The 22,144-nt window shown below is 47.0% G+C and carries 21 protein-coding genes; 18 read left to right on the plus strand and 3 right to left on the minus strand.

Annotated features, from left to right (window positions below):
- The first annotated feature begins 8 nt into the window (after positions 1-8).
- The 10 genes from sufD (at position 9) to ACKTT9_RS09015 (ending at position 9,013) form a co-directional block, all read left to right on the plus strand.
- A complete protein-coding gene (sufD, locus tag ACKTT9_RS08970) occupies positions 9-1,304 on the plus strand; it encodes a Fe-S cluster assembly protein SufD (protein WP_407871279.1) in 1,296 nt (431 codons plus the stop codon).
- Positions 1,301-2,527, plus strand: a complete 1,227-nt coding sequence (locus ACKTT9_RS08975; protein ID WP_407871280.1) for a cysteine desulfurase — start codon at positions 1,301-1,303, stop codon at positions 2,525-2,527. The genes sufD and ACKTT9_RS08975 overlap by 4 nt, the downstream gene beginning before the upstream one ends.
- Entirely contained in the window at positions 2,514-2,948 is a 435-nt protein-coding gene (sufU, locus tag ACKTT9_RS08980; RefSeq protein WP_127458394.1) for a Fe-S cluster assembly sulfur transfer protein SufU, read from the plus strand. The genes ACKTT9_RS08975 and sufU overlap by 14 nt, the downstream gene beginning before the upstream one ends.
- 66 nt (positions 2,949-3,014) lie before the next feature.
- Positions 3,015-4,412, plus strand: coding sequence for a Fe-S cluster assembly protein SufB (sufB, locus tag ACKTT9_RS08985; protein WP_127458395.1), 1,398 nt, complete (start codon positions 3,015-3,017; stop codon positions 4,410-4,412).
- 161 nt (positions 4,413-4,573) lie between these two features.
- Complete coding sequence (locus ACKTT9_RS08990) at positions 4,574-5,683, plus strand: C40 family peptidase (protein ID WP_407871281.1); 1,110 nt, start codon at positions 4,574-4,576, stop codon at positions 5,681-5,683.
- A gap of 119 nt (positions 5,684-5,802) precedes the next feature.
- Positions 5,803-6,024 carry a hypothetical protein gene (locus tag ACKTT9_RS08995; protein WP_127458397.1) on the plus strand — a complete coding sequence of 74 codons (222 nt, stop codon included), beginning with the start codon at positions 5,803-5,805 and terminating at the stop codon, positions 6,022-6,024.
- Positions 6,021-6,776 carry a hypothetical protein gene (locus ACKTT9_RS09000; RefSeq protein ID WP_407871282.1) on the plus strand — a complete coding sequence of 252 codons (756 nt, stop codon included), beginning with the start codon at positions 6,021-6,023 and terminating at the stop codon, positions 6,774-6,776. Before ACKTT9_RS08995 ends, ACKTT9_RS09000 begins: the two co-directional genes overlap by 4 nt.
- Positions 6,777-6,780: 4 nt before the next feature.
- On the plus strand, positions 6,781-7,977 hold the full coding sequence (locus ACKTT9_RS09005) for a glutathionylspermidine synthase family protein (protein ID WP_407871283.1): 1,197 nt from the start codon (positions 6,781-6,783) through the stop codon (positions 7,975-7,977).
- A complete protein-coding gene (locus ACKTT9_RS09010) occupies positions 7,974-8,627 on the plus strand; it encodes a signal peptide protein (protein ID WP_407871284.1) in 654 nt (217 codons plus the stop codon). Before ACKTT9_RS09005 ends, ACKTT9_RS09010 begins: the two co-directional genes overlap by 4 nt.
- Complete coding sequence (locus ACKTT9_RS09015; RefSeq protein ID WP_127458400.1) at positions 8,624-9,013, plus strand: DUF350 domain-containing protein; 390 nt, start codon at positions 8,624-8,626, stop codon at positions 9,011-9,013. Before ACKTT9_RS09010 ends, ACKTT9_RS09015 begins: the two co-directional genes overlap by 4 nt.
- Positions 9,014-9,020: 7 nt before the next feature.
- Here the strand turns inward: ACKTT9_RS09015 and ACKTT9_RS09020 are convergent, their stop codons facing one another.
- From ACKTT9_RS09020 to ACKTT9_RS09030, 3 genes are read right to left on the minus strand one after another with little or no spacing between them, the layout of a single operon-like run.
- Positions 9,021-10,064 carry an HD-GYP domain-containing protein gene (locus ACKTT9_RS09020; RefSeq protein WP_407871285.1) on the minus strand — a complete coding sequence of 348 codons (1,044 nt, stop codon included), beginning with the start codon at positions 10,062-10,064 and terminating at the stop codon, positions 9,021-9,023.
- A 46-nt stretch (positions 10,065-10,110) separates the two neighbouring features.
- A complete protein-coding gene (locus ACKTT9_RS09025) occupies positions 10,111-11,175 on the minus strand; it encodes a ThiF family adenylyltransferase (protein ID WP_407871286.1) in 1,065 nt (354 codons plus the stop codon).
- Between the two features lie 21 nt (positions 11,176-11,196).
- Positions 11,197-11,898: a molybdenum cofactor biosynthesis protein gene (locus ACKTT9_RS09030; protein WP_407871287.1), complete on the minus strand. Its 702-nt coding sequence runs from the start codon at positions 11,896-11,898 to the stop codon at positions 11,197-11,199.
- A gap of 130 nt (positions 11,899-12,028) precedes the next feature.
- Here ACKTT9_RS09030 and ACKTT9_RS09035 point away from each other — a divergent pair, with 130 nt between their 5' ends.
- The 8 genes from ACKTT9_RS09035 to ytvI all read left to right on the plus strand — a co-directional run bounded on the left by ACKTT9_RS09035 (position 12,029) and on the right by ytvI (position 22,081).
- Complete coding sequence (locus tag ACKTT9_RS09035) at positions 12,029-12,499, plus strand: hypothetical protein (RefSeq protein WP_407871288.1); 471 nt, start codon at positions 12,029-12,031, stop codon at positions 12,497-12,499.
- Positions 12,496-13,944 carry a bifunctional metallophosphatase/5'-nucleotidase gene (locus ACKTT9_RS09040; RefSeq protein WP_407871289.1) on the plus strand — a complete coding sequence of 483 codons (1,449 nt, stop codon included), beginning with the start codon at positions 12,496-12,498 and terminating at the stop codon, positions 13,942-13,944. The genes ACKTT9_RS09035 and ACKTT9_RS09040 overlap by 4 nt, the downstream gene beginning before the upstream one ends.
- Before the next feature lie 103 nt (positions 13,945-14,047).
- Positions 14,048-14,863 carry an undecaprenyl-diphosphate phosphatase gene (locus ACKTT9_RS09045; RefSeq protein ID WP_407871290.1) on the plus strand — a complete coding sequence of 272 codons (816 nt, stop codon included), beginning with the start codon at positions 14,048-14,050 and terminating at the stop codon, positions 14,861-14,863.
- A gap of 116 nt (positions 14,864-14,979) precedes the next feature.
- Positions 14,980-16,113 (plus strand): HD-GYP domain-containing protein, encoded by a 1,134-nt coding sequence (locus tag ACKTT9_RS09050; RefSeq protein WP_407871291.1) that lies wholly within the window; start codon positions 14,980-14,982, stop codon positions 16,111-16,113.
- Between the two features lie 65 nt (positions 16,114-16,178).
- Entirely contained in the window at positions 16,179-18,407 is a 2,229-nt protein-coding gene (locus ACKTT9_RS09055) for an MMPL family transporter (protein ID WP_407871292.1), read from the plus strand.
- A gap of 118 nt (positions 18,408-18,525) precedes the next feature.
- Positions 18,526-19,653: a radical SAM/CxCxxxxC motif protein YfkAB gene (yfkAB, locus tag ACKTT9_RS09060; protein ID WP_407871293.1), complete on the plus strand. Its 1,128-nt coding sequence runs from the start codon at positions 18,526-18,528 to the stop codon at positions 19,651-19,653.
- 29 nt (positions 19,654-19,682) lie between these two features.
- Entirely contained in the window at positions 19,683-21,020 is a 1,338-nt protein-coding gene (locus ACKTT9_RS09065) for a hemolysin family protein (RefSeq protein WP_407871294.1), read from the plus strand.
- A 14-nt stretch (positions 21,021-21,034) separates the two neighbouring features.
- A complete protein-coding gene (ytvI, locus tag ACKTT9_RS09070) occupies positions 21,035-22,081 on the plus strand; it encodes a sporulation integral membrane protein YtvI (protein WP_407871295.1) in 1,047 nt (348 codons plus the stop codon).
- Positions 22,082-22,144 lie beyond the last annotated feature (63 nt).

A 22,144-nucleotide genomic window follows, 5' to 3' on the forward strand; every position in this document is an offset into this window, starting at 1 on the left:
GGAATACCATGAGTACTCAAACACAACTTTCCATAGATTCTAATGCTGTCATCGAGCTCTCCCGCAGCAAGCAGGAGCCGGAGTGGATGACTGCCCTTCGTACAGAAGGGTTGGCGTTAGCGAATTCTTTGGAATTACCTACGCTTGAAAAGACAAGAATTGATCGTTGGAGCATTTCCTCCTACGGTTCCTATAAAACGCAAGCCCCTCTAACTTCCCTTGAGTCTTTACCGGAAGTTGCCCAAGGTCTGACGAATTCTGATAACCTGATCGTTCAACGCAACTCCGGAGTTGTGTTCAGCCAGGTTTCCGAAGAGCTCAAAAAGCAAGGTGTTATTTTCACTGATTTGGAAACAGCGATTCGTGACCATGTCGATCTGGTGAAGCCTTACTTCATGAAAGCTGTCGAAGCGAACGAAAATCAAGTGACAGCTTTACACGCTGCGCTTTGGAACGGCGGTATTTTCATCTACGTGCCAAAAGACGTTCGTGTGGATGTTCCGCTTCAAGCGTTGTTTGTTACGGATGATGCTGAAGCTACATTCGCTCCGCACGTGCTGATCGTTGCAGAGCAATTCAGCTCTGTTTCATACGTGGATAACTTCGTATCCTCCCTTTCGGGAGCTGAGCTCGTACAAAACGGTATCGTTGAAGTGTTCGCGAAGCCGGGTGCACGCGTAAATTACGCATCCGTTCACAACTTTGAAGAGTCCGTTACGGACTTAACTTACCGCCGCGCTATCCTGGATAATGATGCTAGCATCGCGTGGGTAGTTGGAGAAATGAACTACGGGAATACCATGTCGGATACGACGTCTATTCTGAAAGGCAAAGGTTCTGACTCCGATGCCAAAGTGATCTGTGTGGGTACGCAAGAGCAGAAGCTTAACTTAACGACACGCGCTGTTCACTGGGGCAAAGCTTCCACGAGCGATATGATTACGCGTGCTGTTATGCGAGATGGCGCAACGGCAATCATCAACGGGATTACGAAGATCGAAAAAGGAGCTCAAGGCTGTAACGGTCAACAAACGGAGAAAGTGTTGATGCTTAGCCCGAAAGCTCGTGGAGACGCGAACCCGATCCTTCTCATCGATGAGGATGATGTTAAAGCAGGCCATGCTGCGAGTGTTGGTCAAGTAAATGCCGAGCAAGTGCATTACCTGATGTCCCGTGGTATTACCAAAGAAGAAGCTCAGCGCTTAATCATTTACGGATTCTTGGCGCCAGTCGTTTCCGAAATTCCGATTAAAAGCGTTGAAGAACAGCTGCAAAGCTTAGTGGAGAGGAAGCTGGGACAATGAAAACAGCCGAGATACGTGAACTTTTTCCCATTCTAAAACAAGAAGTGAACGGTCATCCACTGGTGTATTTGGACAGCGCTGCTACATCCCAGAAGCCCATTCAGGTGATTGAGGCACTCAAGCATTATTATGAATGGGACAATGCGAACGTACATCGCGGTGTTCATACCCTAGGTTCCCGGGCAACAGATGCGTACGAAGGAGCACGAGCGAAAGTCGCTAAGTTCATCGGCGCATCCAGCGAGCAAGAAATTATTTTCACCAGAGGCACGACAACAGCCATCAATATTGTGGCAAGCAGCTATGCCAAAGCGGTACTCAGCGAAGGCGACGAAATCGTCCTCACGCCAATGGAACATCACAGCAATTTGATTCCATGGCAGCAAGCCGCTAAGGCAACAGGCGCCACTTTAAAATATATTCCTTTACAGCCCGACGGATCGATTTCTCTGGCAGATGTAGAGAACACGATTACAGACCGTACCAAGATCGTTTCGGTTGTTTATGTGTCTAACGTGCTGGGTGTTATCAACCCTGTCAAAGAGATCGCCCAAATTGCCCACAAACATGGCGCAAAAATGGTGGTTGACGGCGCACAAAGCACACCGCATATGAAAGTGGATGTGCAGGATTTGGATTGCGACTTTTATGCGCTTTCCGGACATAAAATGTGTGGACCAACCGGAATTGGGGCATTGTATGGCAAGAAGGCTTTGCTCGAAAACATGGAGCCCGTTGAGTTTGGCGGCGAGATGATCGACCATGTGGATCTGTATGAATCGACATGGAAGGAACTGCCTTGGAAGTTCGAAGGCGGAACGCCAATCATCGGAGGGGCCGTTGCCCTTGGCGCGGCGATTGATTTCCTGCAAGAAGTCGGCATGGACAATATTTTCAAACATGATATTCAGCTCACGAATTATGCGATGGAACGTATGACGCAGATCGAGGATCTGACTGTCTATGGACCAACTAGCAACCGTGCGGGACTTGTTACGTTTAACTTGGGTGATGTTCATCCACATGACGTGGCAACGGTTCTGGATGCAGAGGGAGTAGCTATTCGTGCAGGCCATCACTGCGCTCAGCCTTTGATGAGATGGCTTGAAGTAAGCAGTACGGCTCGTGCCAGCTTTTATCTATACAATTCAGAAGAAGATATTGACCGTCTTGTGATGGCCTTACAAAAAACAAAGGAGTACTTCGGCCATGCAATTGGATGATTTATACCGTAGAGTCATTATGGATCACTATAAAACTCCTCGTAACCGGGGGAAATTTGAGTCTGGTGAAGCGGTCACCATCGATCTGAACAATCCAACTTGCGGTGACAAAATTTCGCTGCAAATGCTGGTGGAAGACGGTGTCGTGAAACAGGCGAAATTCACAGGTGAAGGTTGTTCGATCTCGCTGTCTTCCGCATCCATGATGACGGATGCTGTCAAAGGCAAAACGATCGAAGAGGCGCTGAAGATGGCCGAAGATTTTTCTGGTCTGATGAAGGGCGAATCTGTTGAATTTGAATATGAAGATATAGAGGCTCTATCCGGGGTGAATAAGTTCCCTGCGCGGATCAAATGCGCAACCCTGGCATGGAATGCACTTCGCAAAGGTATTGAACATACCCAAAAGACCGATAACTAACGCATTTCGCGATCGCATAGAACTTGTTATTGATCTGTAAACCATAACGCTAAGGAGGAAATAACCATGGCAAAACAAATGCCAGATCTCGAAGATTATAAGTATGGTTTCCGAGATGAGCACAAATCGATTTTCCAATCAGGAAAAGGTTTGACTCGTGAAATCGTTGAAGAAATCTCCAGAATGAAGGGCGAGCCGGATTGGATGCTGGAATTCCGTCTGAAATCCTTGGAGCAGTTCTTCAAAATGCCGATGCCTCGTTGGGGCGGCAACATGGATGATCTTGATTTTGATGACATCCAGTACTATGTGAAACCGTCCGAGAAACAAGGGAAAACATGGGAAGAAGTTCCGACCGAAATTAAAGAAACATTTGATAAACTGGGTATTCCGGAAGCAGAGCAAAAGTTCCTTGCCGGCGTATCCGCGCAATACGAATCCGAAGTTGTTTACCACAGCATGCAAAAGGAACTCGAAGATCAAGGCGTTATCTTCACAGATACGGATACAGCGCTTCGTGAACACCCTGAGCTGTTCAAAAAATACTTCGGTACCATCATCCCGCCAAGCGATAACAAATTCGCTGCTCTCAACAGTGCGGTATGGTCCGGGGGATCCTTTATCTACGTACCAAAAGGCGTTAAATGTGAAGTTCCGTTACAGGCTTACTTCCGTATTAACTCCGAGAACATGGGTCAATTCGAGCGTACATTGATCATTACGGATGAAGAAAGCTTTGTGCACTACGTAGAAGGCTGTACAGCTCCTATCTACAGCACAAACTCGCTTCACAGTGCGGTTGTTGAGATCGTATGTCTCAAAAACTCCCGTGCTCGTTATACAACGATCCAAAACTGGGCACCGAACATCTACAACCTCGTTACCAAACGTGCAGTTGCCGAAGAAGGGGCTACAATGGAGTGGGTCGATGGTAACATCGGTTCCAAGCTGACTATGAAGTACCCGGCAGTTGTATTGAAAGGCCGCGGCGCGAAAGGGATGGTTCTTTCCATCGCTGTAGCCGGCAAAGGACAACACCAAGATGCAGGCGCGAAAATGACGCATCTGGCTCCGGATACAACATCAACAATCGTATCCAAATCGATCTCCAAACACGGCGGTAAAGTAACATACCGCGGTCTGGCTTCCTTCGGACGCAACTCCCAAGGTTCCAAAGCAAATATCAAATGTGATACGTTGATTCTCGATAACGAGTCAACATCCGATACAATTCCTTACAATGAAATCATGAACGATAACATTACGCTTGAGCATGAAGCTACGGTATCCAAGGTTTCTGAGGACCAATTGTTCTACCTCATGAGCCGTGGTTTGACGGAAGCAGAAGCAACGCAAATGATCGTTATGGGCTTCATTGAGCCATTCACCAAAGAACTTCCAATGGAATATGCCGTGGAAATGAACCGTCTCATCAAGTTCGAGATGGAAGGTTCGATCGGTTAAGATTTGACGAAGCGTACCCGATGTATCGGGTACGCTTTTTTTGTGCGTCTGCTTTCCAACAAGCTCCATGCATTTCTAGACATGGCTAACGTATATTTATTTCCCACAATTCTCACCCTATAGAGGATCATAATGTGTCCCTAAAGGAGAGAAGTGAAGGTATGTGGAAAAGGCTGAAACTTGCAGCAATCGGGAGTATGGCTGTCGTCCTTGCGACAACAACAGCTTGTGGGAAGGATAATGCGGCCCCTAATCACTCAGCACCAACACCGAACGGAGTGACACAATCAGGTGCAGGCACAGCGATGCCGCACAGCTTGTCGCAAGCAGGTAACGGAATAACGAAATTAGGCAATGACGATGCTGTTTTACCCATTAAAATGATCAACAATGTTAAATATGTAGCAGCCAATCAACTCATTCAAACCTTGAAGTTTCATTCCGAGTGGGAAGCAGGAGCACAGAAGCTGCTAATTGGCGATAATGACGCGAGTTTTGAATTATCGGCAAATTCCAAAAAGGCGATGAAAGACGGAGCAGAAATCCATGTAGGTGAGCCATTCGTCAAAGAAGGCGATGCCCTCTACTTGCCGGTCTCGGCCATAGCGGACTTATTCCAAGACGAGATGTCGTATGATGTTAGTGGCAATCAATTAAACATACATCCCTCACCAGGTGCTCAGCTTGAGAATGAAGATTCTTCTGACCCTAGCGCGGATATCCCTGAGCTTGCATTTGCAGACGATCCGAATGACCCTTTCAAAGACAACACAGCGCATGGAGCGAACCCAGCCTCATTAGGAATACAGCTCAAAGACGATCTACAAGTGTGGGCATCTTCTGAAGAGAAAGCAATTCCGGTTCTGAAAAATATCAACATTAATGCGTTGATCAGTAAAGGTGAGCAGTACGAAGGGGTTAAATATAAATTTGGCACAGGGCCTTATCCTCAAACCGGAAAATTTGATTGCTCAACGTTTACCCAATACGTGTATGGTAAATACAGCGTTAAGCTTCCAAGATTGGCGCGCGAACAAGCAGCGGTGGGAAATTTGGTTAGCCGCAAATCTTTGCGGAAAGGGGATTTGATGTTTTTCTATGTCCCCGGCCGCTTCAAAACAAATAAAAAGGTAGGACATGTAGGAATCTATATTGGTGGTAAGAGAATGCTCCATGCCTCCCCAGAACCGAAGAATGGCGTTCAGATCAGTAATATCGATAAAGCGTACTGGAAAAAAACATTTCTGCGAGCAAAACGTGTTGTAACTTAAAGCTTTCAAGTCTATCCTTTAGGGGTAGGCTTTTTTTTATTTTTGGCCATTATGAAACAAAAGGCCGGTTCATGCGTTTTATCTAATAGGAAGTCATCGATGAAGGAGGAGGAAACCGAATGACAATTACACTTTTCGAAAAATTGGCCGACGGACAGCTTTTGAAAATTAGTGAACGTCCATGGGATGAAAAGCTGATGCAGGCTCTAGATGCAGCGAATTATGTGCTCATTGGCGGCAAGGAATATGAAATGATTGAAGGAAGATTGAATTTAGATTTGAATGTGTTTGAGCTTCTATTGGTTGCAATTGGTTCTGAAGGGGGAGGGAACAAGCAGTGAAAAGACCGCTCAAGGTATTTTCAGCTTCGATAAGTCTGGTATTAGTCGGACAACTGCTGCTTTTGCCAGTTAATGCCGCGGAGACGCCGGCACCGAACACAGCCTCTTCCAAGCTGGTCGAATGGTCGACCGATGAAGTGAAAGCTTATTTTGACCCAGCCGTTGACTGGAATTTACCTGTTCCTCCGGCAGCAGGCACAGCATCGCCATCACCTTCTCCAACGCCGACTGCAGGCAGCGGTTCAACGGGAGGCAGCACAGCCCCTATCATTGTTAATAACTATGGTGGAGGCAGTGGGTTTGGATGGGATGATTTGCTGCTATATCATCTTATTTTCAACAGCCCAAGTCCTTATTCCTCAAGCAGCTGGGGGAGCAGCCATCGTTCTTATTACTATCGTTCTAATACCCCTTATGTGACAAAAACATATCAACCAAGCTCGTTCTCCAATCGATCAACGACCAAAGCGCCAACGACATCAAGCGGAACGGGAACCTTTACCACCAATAAGTCATCTTCATCTAACACGAAATCGGGAACAACAGGAAGTACAGGAAATACAGGAAATACAGGAAGTACAAAAAGTACAGGTAGTACAGGAAATGTAGGAAGCACCGGGAATACAGGCTCCGTTAGCAGCTCAGGCACGAGCAGCGGTACAACTTCAAGCTCGAAATCTACATCAACTTCAACGGGCAGCATTGGCGGCAAATCGAGCGGTTTCAGCTCCTCTTCCAGCTCAGGAGGTTAACACTGTGGTTTTCGAAGTCGTAGGCACGCCAGCTCTGGATAGAGAACATCGCGTTCAACAACTATATGAGCTTGGCTTTACATGGGCTAATCTGGAAGATGAAGCGTACTGGATTGATCAGTTAGTCCTTATGGAACAATCAACTTATAACGAGCTAATTCTCGCGGCAAATTTTTTGTGGCGCGTCTTTGATAAAGCTGTTCGTTACGTGAAAGGGAACAGGCTGTTATACCAACAGTTGTCGATTCCCGAAGTGCTTTGGGATGGACTTGATCGGCTGGAACTGAATGACATAGGGGCTATAAGCCGTTATGCAAGATTTGATTTCACCGTGGATCAACAGGGCGGAATCAAGCTCTTAGAGCTAAATGCAGACACTCCTACCGGCTATGTGGAAGCAGCAATTGCGACACCATGGTTGTGTGAGCAAAAAGGTTACGCCTCCCCGAACACGGAGATGAAGGACCTGGTGCGAGCTGCATGGGCCATTGAGGCGCCCGATTTCGCAGCATGTATCGCCTATGGTCAGCATGCCGAAGATACAGGAACAATTGATGCGCTCGTTGCTCATAGCGGGAGAAATATGACGTGTGTCGATTGTCTGGATTTGTGGATTGACGAGGGAATCGTTAAGGTCGGCGAACAACAAAACATTTCCCGTATGTTCGCGCTGTATCCAAAAGAATGGATGGGTGTTGATGACGGGGGAGAGGCACTCTCTTATGCGATTGAAGAACAATTCATCGAATTGTTTAATTCTTTGCATGCGGTTATCTTGCAATCTAAAGGGCTGCAAGCCATTGTCTGGGGATTACACACGGATAACGCAGCGTTGTTCACCGCGGATGAGCATAAAGCGATAGCTGATTATATGCTGCCTACCTTTTTTTCTCCCGAGTTATCAGGGGATTATGTGTCCAAATCGATGTTTGGAAGAGAAGGAGGCTCCGTTGAGCTTTACGACGCTGAGGGGGAGCTTGAGGTTAAAGACGAAGTTGGCTTTGATACCAGTGTCTTTTTTAAACGCATCTATCAGCAGAGAGCTGACTTGCCCGAGTTAACTTTTACTCACGGAAGTAGGCATTTATTAACGGGACTGTTTGTATTGAACGGAACACCTTGTGGACTTTTAGGGCGAGCCGGCGGGAAAATTACAGGCAATGCAAGTCAATTTGTACCGATTGGAGTGAAAATACCTTGAAACAAAGACGATTCTGGCTTATGGCGTCCATTGTCCTGGTCGTCATTCTGATGATCTGGGGCATTAGCAGCCTGTTCAATAAGAAGCCTTCTGTCTTAAGCAAACCAGCTGTTGGAAGCTCGGCAGCGACAAATGTTAGCGGCATGAATGGCGATGTGCCTTGGGATTATAAGGTGCAGCAAGCAAAAGTCGGGGATTTGCTCGACGGAGATATGGTTTTGCTGCCGAACAACGAGCGCATTTCGAATGATCAGAACTTTGCAACCGGCGATCAAATCTATGTGCTTAGTTATATGCAGGCCACGATGACAACGGACAGCCAAGGGAAAAACGACGTAACACTTTCGCAATGGAAACCGATTAAGACGTTCAAAACCAAGGAAGAAGCCGATAAAGATTTGGCAGAACTGAAAGTTGAAATTAAGACGGATGTGAAGCTGATCGGTGTTTATAAAACGGAGCTGGATGGCAAATTCCGCTATTTCGCAGTGGCTGATCTGCCGACAGGGCAAAAGGTGAAACAGCCAATCCCTGAGGATCGTTATGCAAGCTTTAAAAACAAGAAGGAAGTTCAGGTTATTTTAGAGGAAGTACACGATTACAGCAATTATGATCAATCTATGGCGAAGTTCCGGGGGTGGGCAGAATGATAGTATTAAATATTGTGATCAGTTTATTTGTCATAGTCCTGCTGCAATTTGCGGGGATGTATGTGTTTAGTTTAATGACGCCCTACCGCGATATGGAAGAAATAAACAAAGGAAATGTAGCCGTCGGAATCACGATGGGCGGTAAATTTGTAGCAACTGCCATCGTGCTGGCGATTGCCGCATATAGTAATTCATCGATCTGGCACATGAGCTTGTGGTTTGCGGTAGGTTACGTCTGTTTGTTAGCGACTTATTGGGTGTTTGATTGGTTAACGCCTGGCGTTAAGCTATCCGATCAGTTAAAAGACGGCAATGTAGCCGTCGGTACATTGCTGGCTGCCGTCTATATCGGTATTGCACTAGCAATAAGTTCTTTAATCATCTAAAGAGCGGCTAAATCGCAATCGTTGCAATTTCGACGTCGCGAAGCTGCGAAAGATCCAGGAATTGATTATTGATTTTGATTAGCGGGCGGAAAAAGTCGGTAGGATTGGTCAATACGATGGTACCGACTCGTCCGTCGCTAAGGGACACTTTTTTTCCAATAAAGTTAGGAATCATGTTGCGAATAAATACCTGCGTGATTTTCGGATCAAGCTGTCCGAAGCTCATCCGGTGAAGTTCCTTAAGAACGAACAAGAGGTCACGCTTATCTTGGTATACGCGCTTGCTGATCATTGCGCTATAAACATCTGCAACGGCAACAATGAGTGAATAAGTATGTATTTCCGTGCTTTTTTTGCGTAACGGATAGCCATTGCCGTCCAAGCGCTCATGATGTTGTAAAGCTACCAGCGCCAGTGTGTTGTCCTTCAAAGAGTTTTTGATGATTTCGTACCCGTAGATGGTATGTTTTTGAATCTCATTGAACTCGTCATTCGTCAGCTTGCCAGGTTTAGATAAGATTTCATGCGGAATTTTACACTTTCCTACATCGTGCAAATAGCCGGCTTTGCCAATAGTAAGAGCTTCTTTTTCACTTTTGTTCATCCATTTGGCAATATAGTAGGAGAGCATACCGACTTGTACACTATGCTGAAAAGTGTAATCATCCTGGCTGTTTAAGGAAAGCAGCAAGGAAACGACGTCATTTTCTTCCTCAAAGCTCGCAATTAAGGGATTGAAAGCGGATTCTATCATCTCGTTGGAAAGAACATCCCCGCTTTTAGCAGAGTGGAATATGTCTTTGATGCCAGAAATGCAATCATGAAAAGAATTTATTTGAGCCGGCTTTACTTTCGGAGATTCCGCCGGCTCACTTTCTATTTCGTTAACCCTCGGCGCAATATCCACATATTCCACATTATGGCGATTAAGCATCATGATGTCGCCCGCATCAACCACGGTACCTGCTGATAGAAGATGAAGTCCTTTTGTATTGTAGGAATCGGAAATCAGTTTATCACCAACAATTAGTTGAAGTACGTGTATATGCATTGAAATTCCTCTCCCAGTCCTATATTCGTGTAGGTATATTGTAATACTACATCCCTATATAACGGCTGTAAAGACTTTTGGCTTGAATTAAATCATCCGTTCCTTGAACAAGGACGCGACCATCCGGGAAAATAACCATATACAAATCTGGGCCGGCCTGGAATTTCAAGAGGAACCGGTTTCGCTCAACCGAGCCCAGTGGTCTCAAGCGCTCTTCCCAGTATTCAAGCGGCTTGGCAGCCGGAACAACAGGATGGATCTGAACCGAATTACGACCGCATAAGGATTGAATGGTGTCGCTGTCCATGTCAGTCTCCAAGTAGTCGTACTGCTTGCTCGCACAGGCAGGGCAATCCGCTTTTAGGGCGCTGGTCACGTTAATCGCAGAGTGCTGATTGAACCAAAGGTCCCATTGCTGCATCCGGAGATTCAGCTGCTCTGTAGCGCCAACTAGTAGTTTAAGAGCTTCAGTCGCTTGGAATGAAGCGACGACATGAATAATTCCGCCTATAACACCTGCTGTATCGCAGGTTTCTGTTGTGCCCGCAGCGGGAGCTTGGGTGAACAAACAACGCAGACATGGCGTCTGTCCCGGAAGAATCGTCAAAGAGACGCCTCTTGAGGCAACGGCACCGCCATAAATCCACGGAATCCCCAATTTGATACTCACATCGTTGATAAGGAAGCGGACGGAGAAGTTATCCGTACCATCTAAAATTAAATCTACATCCCCTAACAAGTTTTCAGCATTCGTGGCATTGAGATCCATGACATGAGGTTCGACTGTAACAAGTGAGTTTACCAACTGCAATCGTTTGGCTGCGGCAATAGCCTTGGGCGTCATTGTTGCCGCATCTTCTTCGTCGTACAACATTTGCCGTTGCAAATTGCTTGCTTCTACAAAATCGCGATCAATCAAGCGAACATATCCAACCCCGGCGCGCACCATATGGTTGGCAAGCACTGTGCCAAGAGCGCCCATACCAACGATGGCGACACGGCTGCCGATTAGTTTGCGCTGCCCTTCCAGACCGATAGGGGAGAACAGCACTTGTCTTGAATAACGCGCATCTACACCATTTTCCTGCTCCGTATATAAAAAGGTATCCACGTAAGTCATCTCCAGTTCTATCTATTCCTTACTTGTCGCTTGAAGCGGGTTCCAGGGGCCTGTTTGACTGCCCTTCCATTCCGATCCATCTTCCCAAATTTCTTTTTTCCATATGGGTACAATTTGTTTCAATCGTTCTATGGCGTAGCGGCTTGCTTCGTAGCAGCTTTCCCGGTGAGGGGAAGAAACGGCAATCACGACGCTGGCTTCTGCAATCGCCACCTTGCCCAGACGGTGGGTAATCGCACTAAGCGTTCCCGGCCAACGGTCGGCTATTTCTTGACCGATTGCTTCCATTGTTTTGATCGCCATAGGCACATAGGCTTCATACTCCAAGAGGACTGTGCGCTGCCCGTGCGTCATCTCTCTCGTAGTCCCAATGAAGAGGAGCGAAGCCCCATGATTGGGATGGTTGACTTTGGCGGCAACTTGTCCGGCATCTATCGAGTCGTAGGTTATTTCATATAAGGCGGGCTGCCCTCCGGACACAGGCGGTATGAGAGCAAGCTCATCAGCAGAAGTGACCCAATCGGTCTCGCCTGCGTAAGCTTGATTTTTAGCGAAAAAACATGTTTGCAGCTGTGAAGCTGCGGCCGGATGCTTATCCGTGATCAGTTTTCTGAGATCCTCGATGGAAATGGCATCTTGATCAATCGTTATATGTAGGACGGAAGTCCCGAAAAGTTCAACAAGTCCTGCGAAAAGTTGGATGTTTATATTCACAATTTTGCTCCTAAATGCTTAGTGTGAGATTCCCTTACAGCATATCATATTTTGACCAAGGAATGGTATAATGGATGGGGCCTTGGGAAAAGCAAAAATGAGCTTATCGGATGAAAGGAGAATGGTCAGGATGCAAGCAGATTTACGCATACAAGTGTCAGACCCCCATCTAACAAATGAAACATTTACTGTACAAGAACTCGTTGATCTGGCGGAGATGAAATTGGCGCTTGAGGACCGTGTTCCGAACGTTTCAGGGGATGCCTTTGATTTAAAAGCCTGGTACCGCAGCTGGAAAACCAGTCGTGGCGGACAAGCTGAAAGCGAGCCTACGCATGTAAAGGTCGAAGCCGTTGATGAATTTCAGGCGTTAATGTCGTGGTCGGAGGTAGACTCAGCTCTTATTCTCTACGCCCAAGACGATGAACCTTTGAAGAAGGGGTACCCGATTCGCCTGTATGTGCCGGATGGAAGCAGTGAATGCCTTAATGTCAAGAGTGTTGTACATATCTGGTTTCTACATGATGCTACACTAGGCCAAAAAGCCACCTTTGGATTTAAAAATAAAGTAACACTCGATGAGTTGAAAATTAAAAAATGAGACGACTCCTGATTTTACATACGAATGATTTGCACAGCCATTTTGAGATGATGCCCAAAATTAGCGCCTATTTTAACCAAGCCCGCCGGGACTGGCCCTCCGATCAAGTGTTGACGCTGGATATTGGCGATCATATGGACCGGATGAGTCCGGAGACAGAAGGCACCAATGCCATTGCCAATGTGGAGATTATGAACGCAACCGGCTATGATGCGATGGTGCTTGGCAATAACGAGGGGCTGACGTTTACGCCGGACTTTTTAAGAAATGTGTTCAGAGAGAATGCGCGTTTTCCTGTTCTTGGAAGTAATATTTACGAAAGAGCAACCCACTTGACTCCGGATTGGCTGCTGCCTGCTTTGACCATTGAAAAGTCCGGTTTAAAGATCGGAATTATCGGCGTGACAGCGGCTTATCCGGCTTATTATGAGCTGCTCGGTTGGGATGTGACAGATCCTTACGAAGCTGTGAAGAATCTCACGGAGCAGCTGCGTCCGCACACGGACCTCATCGTGGTCATGTCACATCTCGGTCTGCCGATGGATCGGCGCCTAGCGGAAGGCATCGAGGGCATCGATGTGATCCTTGGCGGCCACACGCATCATGTCCTGGAGGAGCCGCTCCTAATCAGCGGCACCTATCTGGCTGCGGCCGGCAAGTTCGGGCAGTATGCCGGCCATATCGAGCTGGCCTACGATCCGGCGCAACGCCGGATCGTCCAGTTCCAGAGCCGCGTCGTCCCGATGACGACGGCCAGCGAAGATGACAGCAGCGTAGCCGCGCTGCTGGACCGCTTTCGCATCGCCGGCGCAGCGGCGCTGGATGAAGAAGTGGCGCAGCTGCGGGAACCGCTGCGCCTGGATTGGTACGGCGAATCCCCGCTGGGCAACTTGCTTGCCGCCGGGATTCGCCGCTGGACCAGCGCCGATATCGGGCTGGTTAACAGCGGCCAGCTCCTTCAGGGGCTGAAGGAGGGGCGCTTGACGCGCGGCAGATTGCTGGACATCTGCCCGGGGCCGATCAACCCGTGCCGCATGCTGCTTAGCGGCGCGGACTTGCTGCAGGCACTCGAAGAGTCGCTGCTGCCTGAATTCATGGAGAAGCCGATTCGAGGACTCGGCTTCCGGGGCGAAGTGCTGGGCGCGCTTAGCGTCGACGGCCTCACGGTCGAGTGGGACAGCTCCCGCGCGCCTTATGAACGTATCCTCGCCGTGCATGTAGGCGAGGAGCTTTTGGACCTTGGCCGTGACTATGTTGTGGGCACGATCGATATGTTTACGTTCGGATCGGGCTACTTATCCTTAAGTCGAGGGAAAGACGTGGTATACATGCTCCCGGAGTTTATCCGTGACGTGCTGGCCCGCGAAGTGACGGATCGTGAGGCGATGGCAGACAGCCACAAAGCAAGATTTATTGACAAAATGTCCTTCGATGCAAGGGGATAGATTCACGCATTTCGTCAATAAAGTTGTCAGATCGTACATGTTCCAAGTAAAATAAATAATTGGACAGGAGTCCGACCATAAACTCTACCTTTAGGGGGAAACCATGCATACTATTTTTGAAGCGATCATTATCGGGATTGTAGAGGGATTGACTGAGTTTTTACCGGTATCCTCAACAGGACATATGATTTTGGCGCAAAGTTTGCTCAACACGCAAAACGACGAAGTGATGAAAACCTTTGATTTTGTGATTCAGCTTGGGGCCATTATGGCTGTCGTCATTATTTATTGGAAACGAATCTTATCGCTGTTTGGATTGGTGAAAAGAAAAAGCGAGAGCAGAAGCGGGAAAAAACTGAATCTGCTGCATATTCTGATCGGTATTATTCCTGCTGGAATCGTCGGCGTATTATTTAATGATGTTGTGGATGAGAAGTTGTTTAATTCAACGACGGTTGTGATCGGACTTATTCTTGGCGGTATTTTGCTCATTATTGCAGAGCAGAAGAAAGGGAGACCGAGCACCGAGGTATTGGATGACTTAACTTACCGCCAAGCCTTCTATATCGGCTTATGGCAGCTTGTGTCAATTTGGCCAGGATTCTCTCGTTCCGGTTCCACTATTGCAGGGGGGATGCTTTCCGGCGTTAGCCGTGCAGCGTCTGCTGACTTTACGTTTATCATGGCGATCCCAATCATGTTCGGAGCTTCCGGCGTCTACTTTTTGAAAAACTATGAAGCTCTTTCTTCCAATGACTTCGCATTTTTCGCAGTAGGGTTCGTAGTAGCTTTCATCGTAGCTCTATTAGCGGTTGTTTCTTTCATTAAGTTTGTCCAAAATATGAAGTTGACCTATTTTGCCTACTATCGTTTCGCAGTAGCCATTGTATTTGCTCTTTATATGTTTTTAAGTAAATAGTCTTTGAAATAAAGTAGCGAACCGCGTCGAAAGATGCGGTTTTTTATGTTGAACTTTTAGGTGAAATCTATTACATTTAGATAGATAATAACGTTCAGCTACTCGGGGGTCCTTACATGCTGTTAATGCCGATCAACAAGTGTCATCCTGGAATGAGGCTGGCAAAGAATATTTACAACGAAGATGGTATGGTTTTGCTCGCTGTTAACGTTGAGCTGACACAGAGACTAATCGATCGGCTATTTTCATATGGTATCGACTATATTTATATCGCAGATTCCCGGACTGATGACGTTATTCAAGCCGATATTATTCAAGATGAAACACGAAGCAAAGCTATTCATGAAATTCGGCATACCTTTAAGAAGGTTATGGAAGATTCGAACAAACGCGGAGCTGTTAGTTATTACGATATCGGACGTAACTTCCGTGATGTAATGAACATGATTATTGATGATCTTAGTGCACATCAAGGTGCAATGGTCATGTTAAACAACATGAATATTAAGGATAATTATTTATTCCAGCATTCTGTGAATGTTAGTATATATGCGATCATGCTCGGCATTAGCTATGGATACAGCCGTGAAAAGCTGGAGACGCTTGGACTTGGCGCTTTGCTTCATGATATTGGAAAGACCAAAATTCCGCTAGGCATCCTGCGCAAGCCTTCACAGTTGACTAGTGATGAATTCAGGGAGATGAAAAATCATACCACGTATGGTTTTCAAATTCTGAAGGATGAACCGAACATTCCGTTGCTGTCAGCGCATTGTGCTCTGCAGCATCACGAACGGATAAACGGAAGCGGATATCCGCGAGGTTTGCAAGGTCCGGATATTAATGAGTTTGCGAGATGGATTGGCTTAGTGGATTCTTATGACGCTATGACAACTACGCGTGTATATCGCAGGCCGTTATTGCCTCATGAAGCGATGGAACAACTTTTTGCAGGTTCAGGTACGATGTATGATCAAAGTCAAATTGCTTTATTCCGCGATAAAATTGCTATCTACCCGCTTGGCATCACTGTGAAATTGAACACAGGCGAATTCGGGATTGTTTCCAAATTAAACTTAACGGTTCCTCAGAGGCCGGTCGTTCGCATCCTGCTGGATGAAACAGGCAGAGAACTCAAAGAGCCGTATGAAATCGATCTCTCCATTAAGCATTCCATCCTCATTTCCGAAATCGGTGAAATTAAAATAGAAGAACTCGACACGGAATCGGGTATGCCAACCCTACTTTGAGATAAAATAAAAGATAACAAACATGAAGAACCTGGGACCCCAGGTTCTTTTTGCAGATCAGGGGGATGTGTGTGAGAGAATCAGCGGTGAAAGGGAAATTTTGGAGATGGGGATATGCCATGCACCGTTATCGCTGGCTGGTCCTTACGCTTTGCGTGCTATTGTTCCTTAGTTTCGCGCTATTTGCACAGAAAACACCCGGCATACTCAAAGATAATGGTTTTACGCCAAAAGGAAGCGAGTCGGATCTCGGTCTCATCCAACTGCGGGATGAGCTTGGCGTACCCCTTACGACGATCAATCTGGTCTATACGGGGGATGGCCTCGATATGACCAAGCAAGAGCAGCAGCAAGCCATCATGGATTCACTCAGTGAATTAAAAAAGCTGCCCTATGTAGAAAATGTGAATTTCGTTGCTGCACCTAGAAATGAAGGGCATTTAAATGTCCAGGCTGTGAACGTTTCGCTGGATTTGGACACGGACCCGGCACTGGAGAAATACCCCGAGTTGAAGGAACGTGTGCAACCTCCCGCTGGCATGAAGGTTTATGTAACCGGGGGACCCGCTATTTTGCATGACATGCAGGAAGCAAGCAAACATGATATTGCCAAATCGGAAGCCATTGGCCTCCCCATCGCGCTTATCGTATTGTTAATTGTTTTTGGGACGTTAGTCGCGGCGCTTCTGCCAATGATCGTGGGACTCATGAGTGTTACTCTCACGCTCGGGATTACCTATTTTATCGCCCAGCATCAGTCCTTATCGAATTTTCTTCCCAATATGGTGACGATGTTGGGACTAGCCGTAGGCATTGATTATGCCTTGTTTCTGGTTAGCCGTTTCCGGGAGGAACTGAAGGTTCAACCCAATGTGGCTGAAGCGGTGGCCATGACTTGCCAGACCGCCGGGAAATCCATTTTTTTCTCCGGCATTGCCGTACTGATTGGATTATTGGGCATGCTGTTCGTGGATCTCACGTTTTTTCGCTCCTTGTGTTTAGGCGGGATCATTGTCGTTTCCATATCTGTTGTTGTCGCCAACACGATGCTGCTTGCGCTTCTGGCGGTGCTCGGCAAGCGAATTAATTCGCTTCAGGTGCTGCCTAAGCGCTTCCGGAAGCAGGAATCGTCCCGTTTCTGGGAAAAGATGGCTTATGGTGTAATGAAACACCCTGTTTTGCTTGTCATTCTGGTTGGGGGCGCTTTGATCTACGCGATGACCCCCATTGGTCAGATGAAGCTGAGCGTGCCTAACGCCGAGGTGCTGCCTCCTAACTATGAGTCGCGCTACGGATCGGACTTGCTTAAAACGGCTTATGATCCACGGATGACGGGGCCGATTCAAATCGTCGTACATACAGGCGATGACATCTGGGAAGAGTCTGCGGTCCGTCAAGTTCGGGCGTACGGCGATAAAGTAAAAGGCGTTTCAGGCGTGAAAGAGGTTCAAAGCTACCTCAGCTCGCTAGGACAACATACGGATGGAGAATTAGCAGGTATGTTGAAGGCTCCAGGAGTTAAAAAGCAGATCGAAGGGGCCAAGCTGGCGAAGGGACATACTGCGCTGCTCGTTGTTGTGCCTGAGAATGACCCGGATGATCCTTCTACGGACGACCTTGTACGGAAACTTCGGTCCTTGGAGCGGGAGGGTCTGGATGTGGCGGTCACTGGCGGACCGGCTTATCGGCTTGATATCATCGATCGCATTCAAGATGAAATACCTTATGTGCTCACTTTTGTCATGGGGATTACGTATTTCGTCCTTCTGATTGCCTTCCGGTCCATTCTGCTGCCTCTGAAGGCTGTCCTTATGAATATGTTAAGTCTAGGGGCGAGTCTAGGGTGTGTGGTGTTAGTGTTTCAGCACGGTTATCTGGCAGATTTGCTGCATATCACATCCATTGGTTATGTCAGCGCAACGCTGCCGGTTATTATTTTTTGCGTGGTGTTCGGCATCTCGATGGATTATGAAGTTTTCTTAATCTCCCGCATTATGGAGGAATATGAAGCGAGCGGAGATAATGACAAGAGTACAGCGGAAGGGCTCAAAAAAACAGGCAGCTTGATTACAAGCGCTGCTTTCATTCTGGTTGTAGTCGTCGGTTCGTTTATCTTCACAGACATAGAAATCATGAAGGCGCTAGGTCTAGGTCTTGGCCTCGCGGTCCTCATTGATGCTACGATTGTTCGCGTCATGCTCGTTCCCGCTTTGATGAAGCTGCTTGGCAACGCGAACTGGTGGGCACCGAAGTGGCTGCGGGTGAAATCGCCGATTCCAGCGGAGAAACCGTAGCGATTGACAAGGTGGTTTCCTTTTTTTCGCATCATAAGTTACAATAAAGGGCATAGGTATAGGCATGATAAGAACAAAATGCAAGTGAATAGGAAATGATAGGTCAGGTGTGAACAGCATGAATATGAATGAAACACGCTCCTTTTTACCGGAGCTATCTCCCGCTTATGACCCTTGGGACCCGATTCGGTCTTATCGGCAATACGGGAAACACGTACTTACTAGTGTAGAGTTGACGATTACCAATCTGTGCAATATGCGCTGTGAGCATTGCGCGGTAGGCGATTCGTTAACGATGACGGAAGGGCCACGTATTCCCTTACCCGTTATTTTGAATAAGCTGGATCAGGTAGAGCATTTGGAGACAATCAGTTTGACTGGCGGAGAGCCTTCTTATCACATTAAGATTGTCAAAGATTACATGCTGCCCATCCTTAAATATGCACGGGAGCGGGGAATTCGTACCCAAATCAACTCGAACTTGACGCTCGACTTGGAGCGGTATGAGCTGCTTGCTCCCTATCTAGATGTTATGCATATCTCCTTTAATTACTTGAATGCTGATGATTTCCACCAAGTCGGTTTCGTTAATTCCCAGCATCCGGTAGGCCGTGAAACAGCGGTGCGCATGTATGAACGTATGGTGGACAATACGATAGCGCTGAGCAAAGGCGGATTGTACGTATCGGCGGAATCCATGATCAACACGCGAACGCATGAGAAACTTCCGCAAATTCACAAGCTGATTGATGAAATGGGCTGCAAACGGCATGAGGTTCATCCGATGTATGCAAGCTCTTTCGCCTCGCACCTGCCCATGGTTTCACTAGACGAGTTAAGAAGCAGCATTCATCGCTTGCTGGACAGTCGGAATCGCGATATGTGGATGTTATTCGGGACACTGCCGTTTTTTGCTTGCAATGAGCTCGAAGAGGACCGATTACTGGTGAAAAGACTTCGCGAAGAGCTAAATGTCACGGTCCGGAACGATCCGGATGGACGAAACCGCTTAAATGTGAGCACATTTACCGGTGAGGTGTTCGTCACCGATTTTGCGAATGAACCGCCTCTGGGCAATATCCATGATGATCATTTGGATACGATTTTTGCAAGATGGGAGCATAATCCCCTGAATCAAAAGGTGAATTGCTTCTGCAGCGCAGCTTCCTGCTGCGGCCCGAACTTGCTGGTGGCCGATTCGTATTATCGTTCCATTGATTTTAAAAGCCGACAAGCTATTATCTAATATCATCTATCTGAAGGAGATATCCGCACTTGCCACATACTTCCTTTGAAATTGGACCTATTGTTCTTAATCTGGTATTAGTAATTATCCTCGTTCTGCTGAATGGTTTCTTCGTTGCTGCTGAATTTGCGCTTGTTAAAGTGCGGCATTCCCGCATTCAGCAGCTGCTCAATGAAGGCAGCAGCAAGGCAAAGTATGCCGACAAAGTTACATCGGAATTGGATACTTATCTGTCAGCTACACAGCTCGGAATTACTTTAGCCTCATTAGGCTTAGGTTGGGTAGGGGAGCCGGCTGTTTCCGAGTTGATCATGGAACCGCTCTTCCACACGTTAGGTCTAGAAGCATCTGTGTACACGCATGCGATATCTTTCATCTTCGCCTTTGGTTTCATTACTTTCCTTCATATCGTGCTGGGGGAACTGGCGCCTAAGTCTTTCGCCATTCAGAAAGCGGAGTTAACCTCCCTGTGGCTCTCAGCACCGCTGCTGTACTTCTATCGCTTGTTTCGTCCGATCATCTGGGTGCTTAATGGCGCGGCCAATAAGTTTTTGTCCTGGATTGGCGTCGAACCCGCAAGTGAGCATGAGGCGGCGCATACCGAGGAAGAAATCCGCATTCTGATGGACGAGAGCGTCAAGAGCGGGCATATCGATCAGGATGAAATGGTGCTTTTTGATAACATTTTTGAATTCTCAGAGCGTATAGCAAGGGAGGTCATGCTGCCGCGGACCGATATGGATTGTTTGTATCTGGAGATGAGCTTTATCGACAACCTGCGGATGGTTCATGAAACGAAGCATACCCGGTATCCCGTCGCTGATGAGGATAAGGATCGAATTGTAGGATTCGTACATATTACCGATTTGTTTACGGCTGATCCTGATGTAGAGCACGAGATTAGTGAATTCATTCGGCCTATTTTGAATGTGCCGGAATCGATGGAAGTAAGCCGTGTTTTGAAGCTCATGCAGAAAAAACATTCGCAATTAGCGATTGTTGTGGATGAATACGGCGGTACCGCGGGTCTTCTTACTTTAGAGGACATTATGGAGGAAATCGTTGGCGAGCTGCACGACGAATTCGATATCGACGAACGGCCTGAAGTTGAGGTAAAAGATAAGTATACATCCGTTGACGGGCGTGTGCTCATTGAAGATTTGAATGATATGCTCGATTTGGAGATTGAAGACGAGGATGTAGACTCTATAGGCGGATGGTTATTTAAGAAGCTGGAAGGAGCCCCGGTTAAAGGTAAAAGAGTGGCTTCAGGCAATCATGTTTTTGAAGTTTCTGAGGTAGATCGATTGCGTATTGTGCGTATACATATTACAAAAATCAACGTTATAAAGCCTGGAAATGAATAATCGGAGGAATTCCTATGTCGCTTAAGACGACACTAATCATAGTGCTTGGATTGCTGGTCCTATACGGATTTTTTACGATAGGATTACCTTTCCTGCTTGCTTTGGTTACAGCTATCTTTTTGGATCCTCTAACGCTGCTGCTCATGCGAGCTATTAAGGTTAACCGGTTGGTTGCCGCGTCGATCATCAGTACCATTTTTACGCTGCTATTGGTGGCTTTGTTCTATTTCATAGGATTTAATGTCGTGACAGAAGTCATTGAGCTGGGGCGGAAAGCCCCTAATTATATGGACGAAGTCAATAAATATGTCGATCACGCCGTTAGCCAAACGCAGGTGTTCTATGATTCCTTGTCGCCCGAAATGGCGGCTCAGGTGCAAACGTGGGTGGAGCGAAGCACCGAAACGTTAACCGCGACGTTAACGGACATGTTGAGCGGGATTTCCGGATTTTTCTTAAATATGGCTGGCAAAATTCCGAATTTCTTTATCGTTATGATCGTCTACGTCATCGCTTTATATCTGTGCATGTTCAGCTTGCCGAAATTGAGAGTCGCGTTCCTATCTATGTTCGAGGAGCAGACGAGAGCCAAAATGGAAAATGTCCTTGTGTATTTGCGGGAAGCTATTTTCGGATTCATTCGTGCTCAGCTCATCATGGCGATATTAACGTATTTGGTCACTTTCATAGGCTTGCTGGTGCTTAGAGCGGAATATCCGTTAGCGATCTCTTTACTCGTAATGGTTATGGAATTCGTCCCTGTCATTGGTACGGGGCTAGTGTTCATCCCATGGCTGGGTTATCAGCTGTTAGTTGGGCATACGGGGATGGGAATTGGACTATTGGTCCTGTTCCTAGCCTTGACAATCTTCCGCCGCATTGTGGAGCCTAAGGTGCTGAGCGAAGCAGTAGGGATTAATGCCCTTGCCGCTTTAATAAGCTTGTACATTGGCTTTGAACTGCTGGGCGTAGCCGGGTTATTTTTGGGACCATTGGTCGTCATTATCTATCAGGCGATGCGGAAGGCTGGACTTTTGAAATTGAATATTAAGTTGGATTAAAAGCGTGGATGTTTTGCGCTGCTTAACATGAAAGTCCCTGTTGGCTGCCGATTATGGCAGGAG

This window comes from Paenibacillus sp. P36, from assembly GCF_045866505.1.
In the GTDB taxonomy this organism is placed as follows: domain Bacteria; phylum Bacillota; class Bacilli; order Paenibacillales; family NBRC-103111; genus Paenibacillus_E; species Paenibacillus_E chondroitinus.

Coding starts and splice junctions, on each gene's coding strand:
- sufD (WP_407871279.1), top strand. CDS start 9: ATGAGTACTCAAACACAACTTTCCATAGATTCTAATGCTGTCATCGAG.
- ACKTT9_RS08975 (WP_407871280.1), top strand. CDS start 1,301: ATGAAAACAGCCGAGATACGTGAACTTTTTCCCATTCTAAAACAAGAA.
- sufU (WP_127458394.1), top strand. CDS start 2,514: ATGCAATTGGATGATTTATACCGTAGAGTCATTATGGATCACTATAAA.
- sufB (WP_127458395.1), top strand. CDS start 3,015: ATGGCAAAACAAATGCCAGATCTCGAAGATTATAAGTATGGTTTCCGA.
- ACKTT9_RS08990 (WP_407871281.1), top strand. CDS start 4,574: ATGTGGAAAAGGCTGAAACTTGCAGCAATCGGGAGTATGGCTGTCGTC.
- ACKTT9_RS08995 (WP_127458397.1), top strand. CDS start 5,803: ATGACAATTACACTTTTCGAAAAATTGGCCGACGGACAGCTTTTGAAA.
- ACKTT9_RS09015 (WP_127458400.1), top strand. CDS start 8,624: ATGATAGTATTAAATATTGTGATCAGTTTATTTGTCATAGTCCTGCTG.
- ACKTT9_RS09020 (WP_407871285.1), bottom strand. CDS start 10,064: ATGCATATACACGTACTTCAACTAATTGTTGGTGATAAACTGATTTCC.
- ACKTT9_RS09035 (WP_407871288.1), top strand. CDS start 12,029: ATGCAAGCAGATTTACGCATACAAGTGTCAGACCCCCATCTAACAAAT.
- ACKTT9_RS09040 (WP_407871289.1), top strand. CDS start 12,496: ATGAGACGACTCCTGATTTTACATACGAATGATTTGCACAGCCATTTT.
- ACKTT9_RS09045 (WP_407871290.1), top strand. CDS start 14,048: ATGCATACTATTTTTGAAGCGATCATTATCGGGATTGTAGAGGGATTG.
- ACKTT9_RS09050 (WP_407871291.1), top strand. CDS start 14,980: ATGCTGTTAATGCCGATCAACAAGTGTCATCCTGGAATGAGGCTGGCA.
- ACKTT9_RS09055 (WP_407871292.1), top strand. CDS start 16,179: ATGTGTGTGAGAGAATCAGCGGTGAAAGGGAAATTTTGGAGATGGGGA.
- yfkAB (WP_407871293.1), top strand. CDS start 18,526: ATGAATATGAATGAAACACGCTCCTTTTTACCGGAGCTATCTCCCGCT.
- ytvI (WP_407871295.1), top strand. CDS start 21,035: ATGTCGCTTAAGACGACACTAATCATAGTGCTTGGATTGCTGGTCCTA.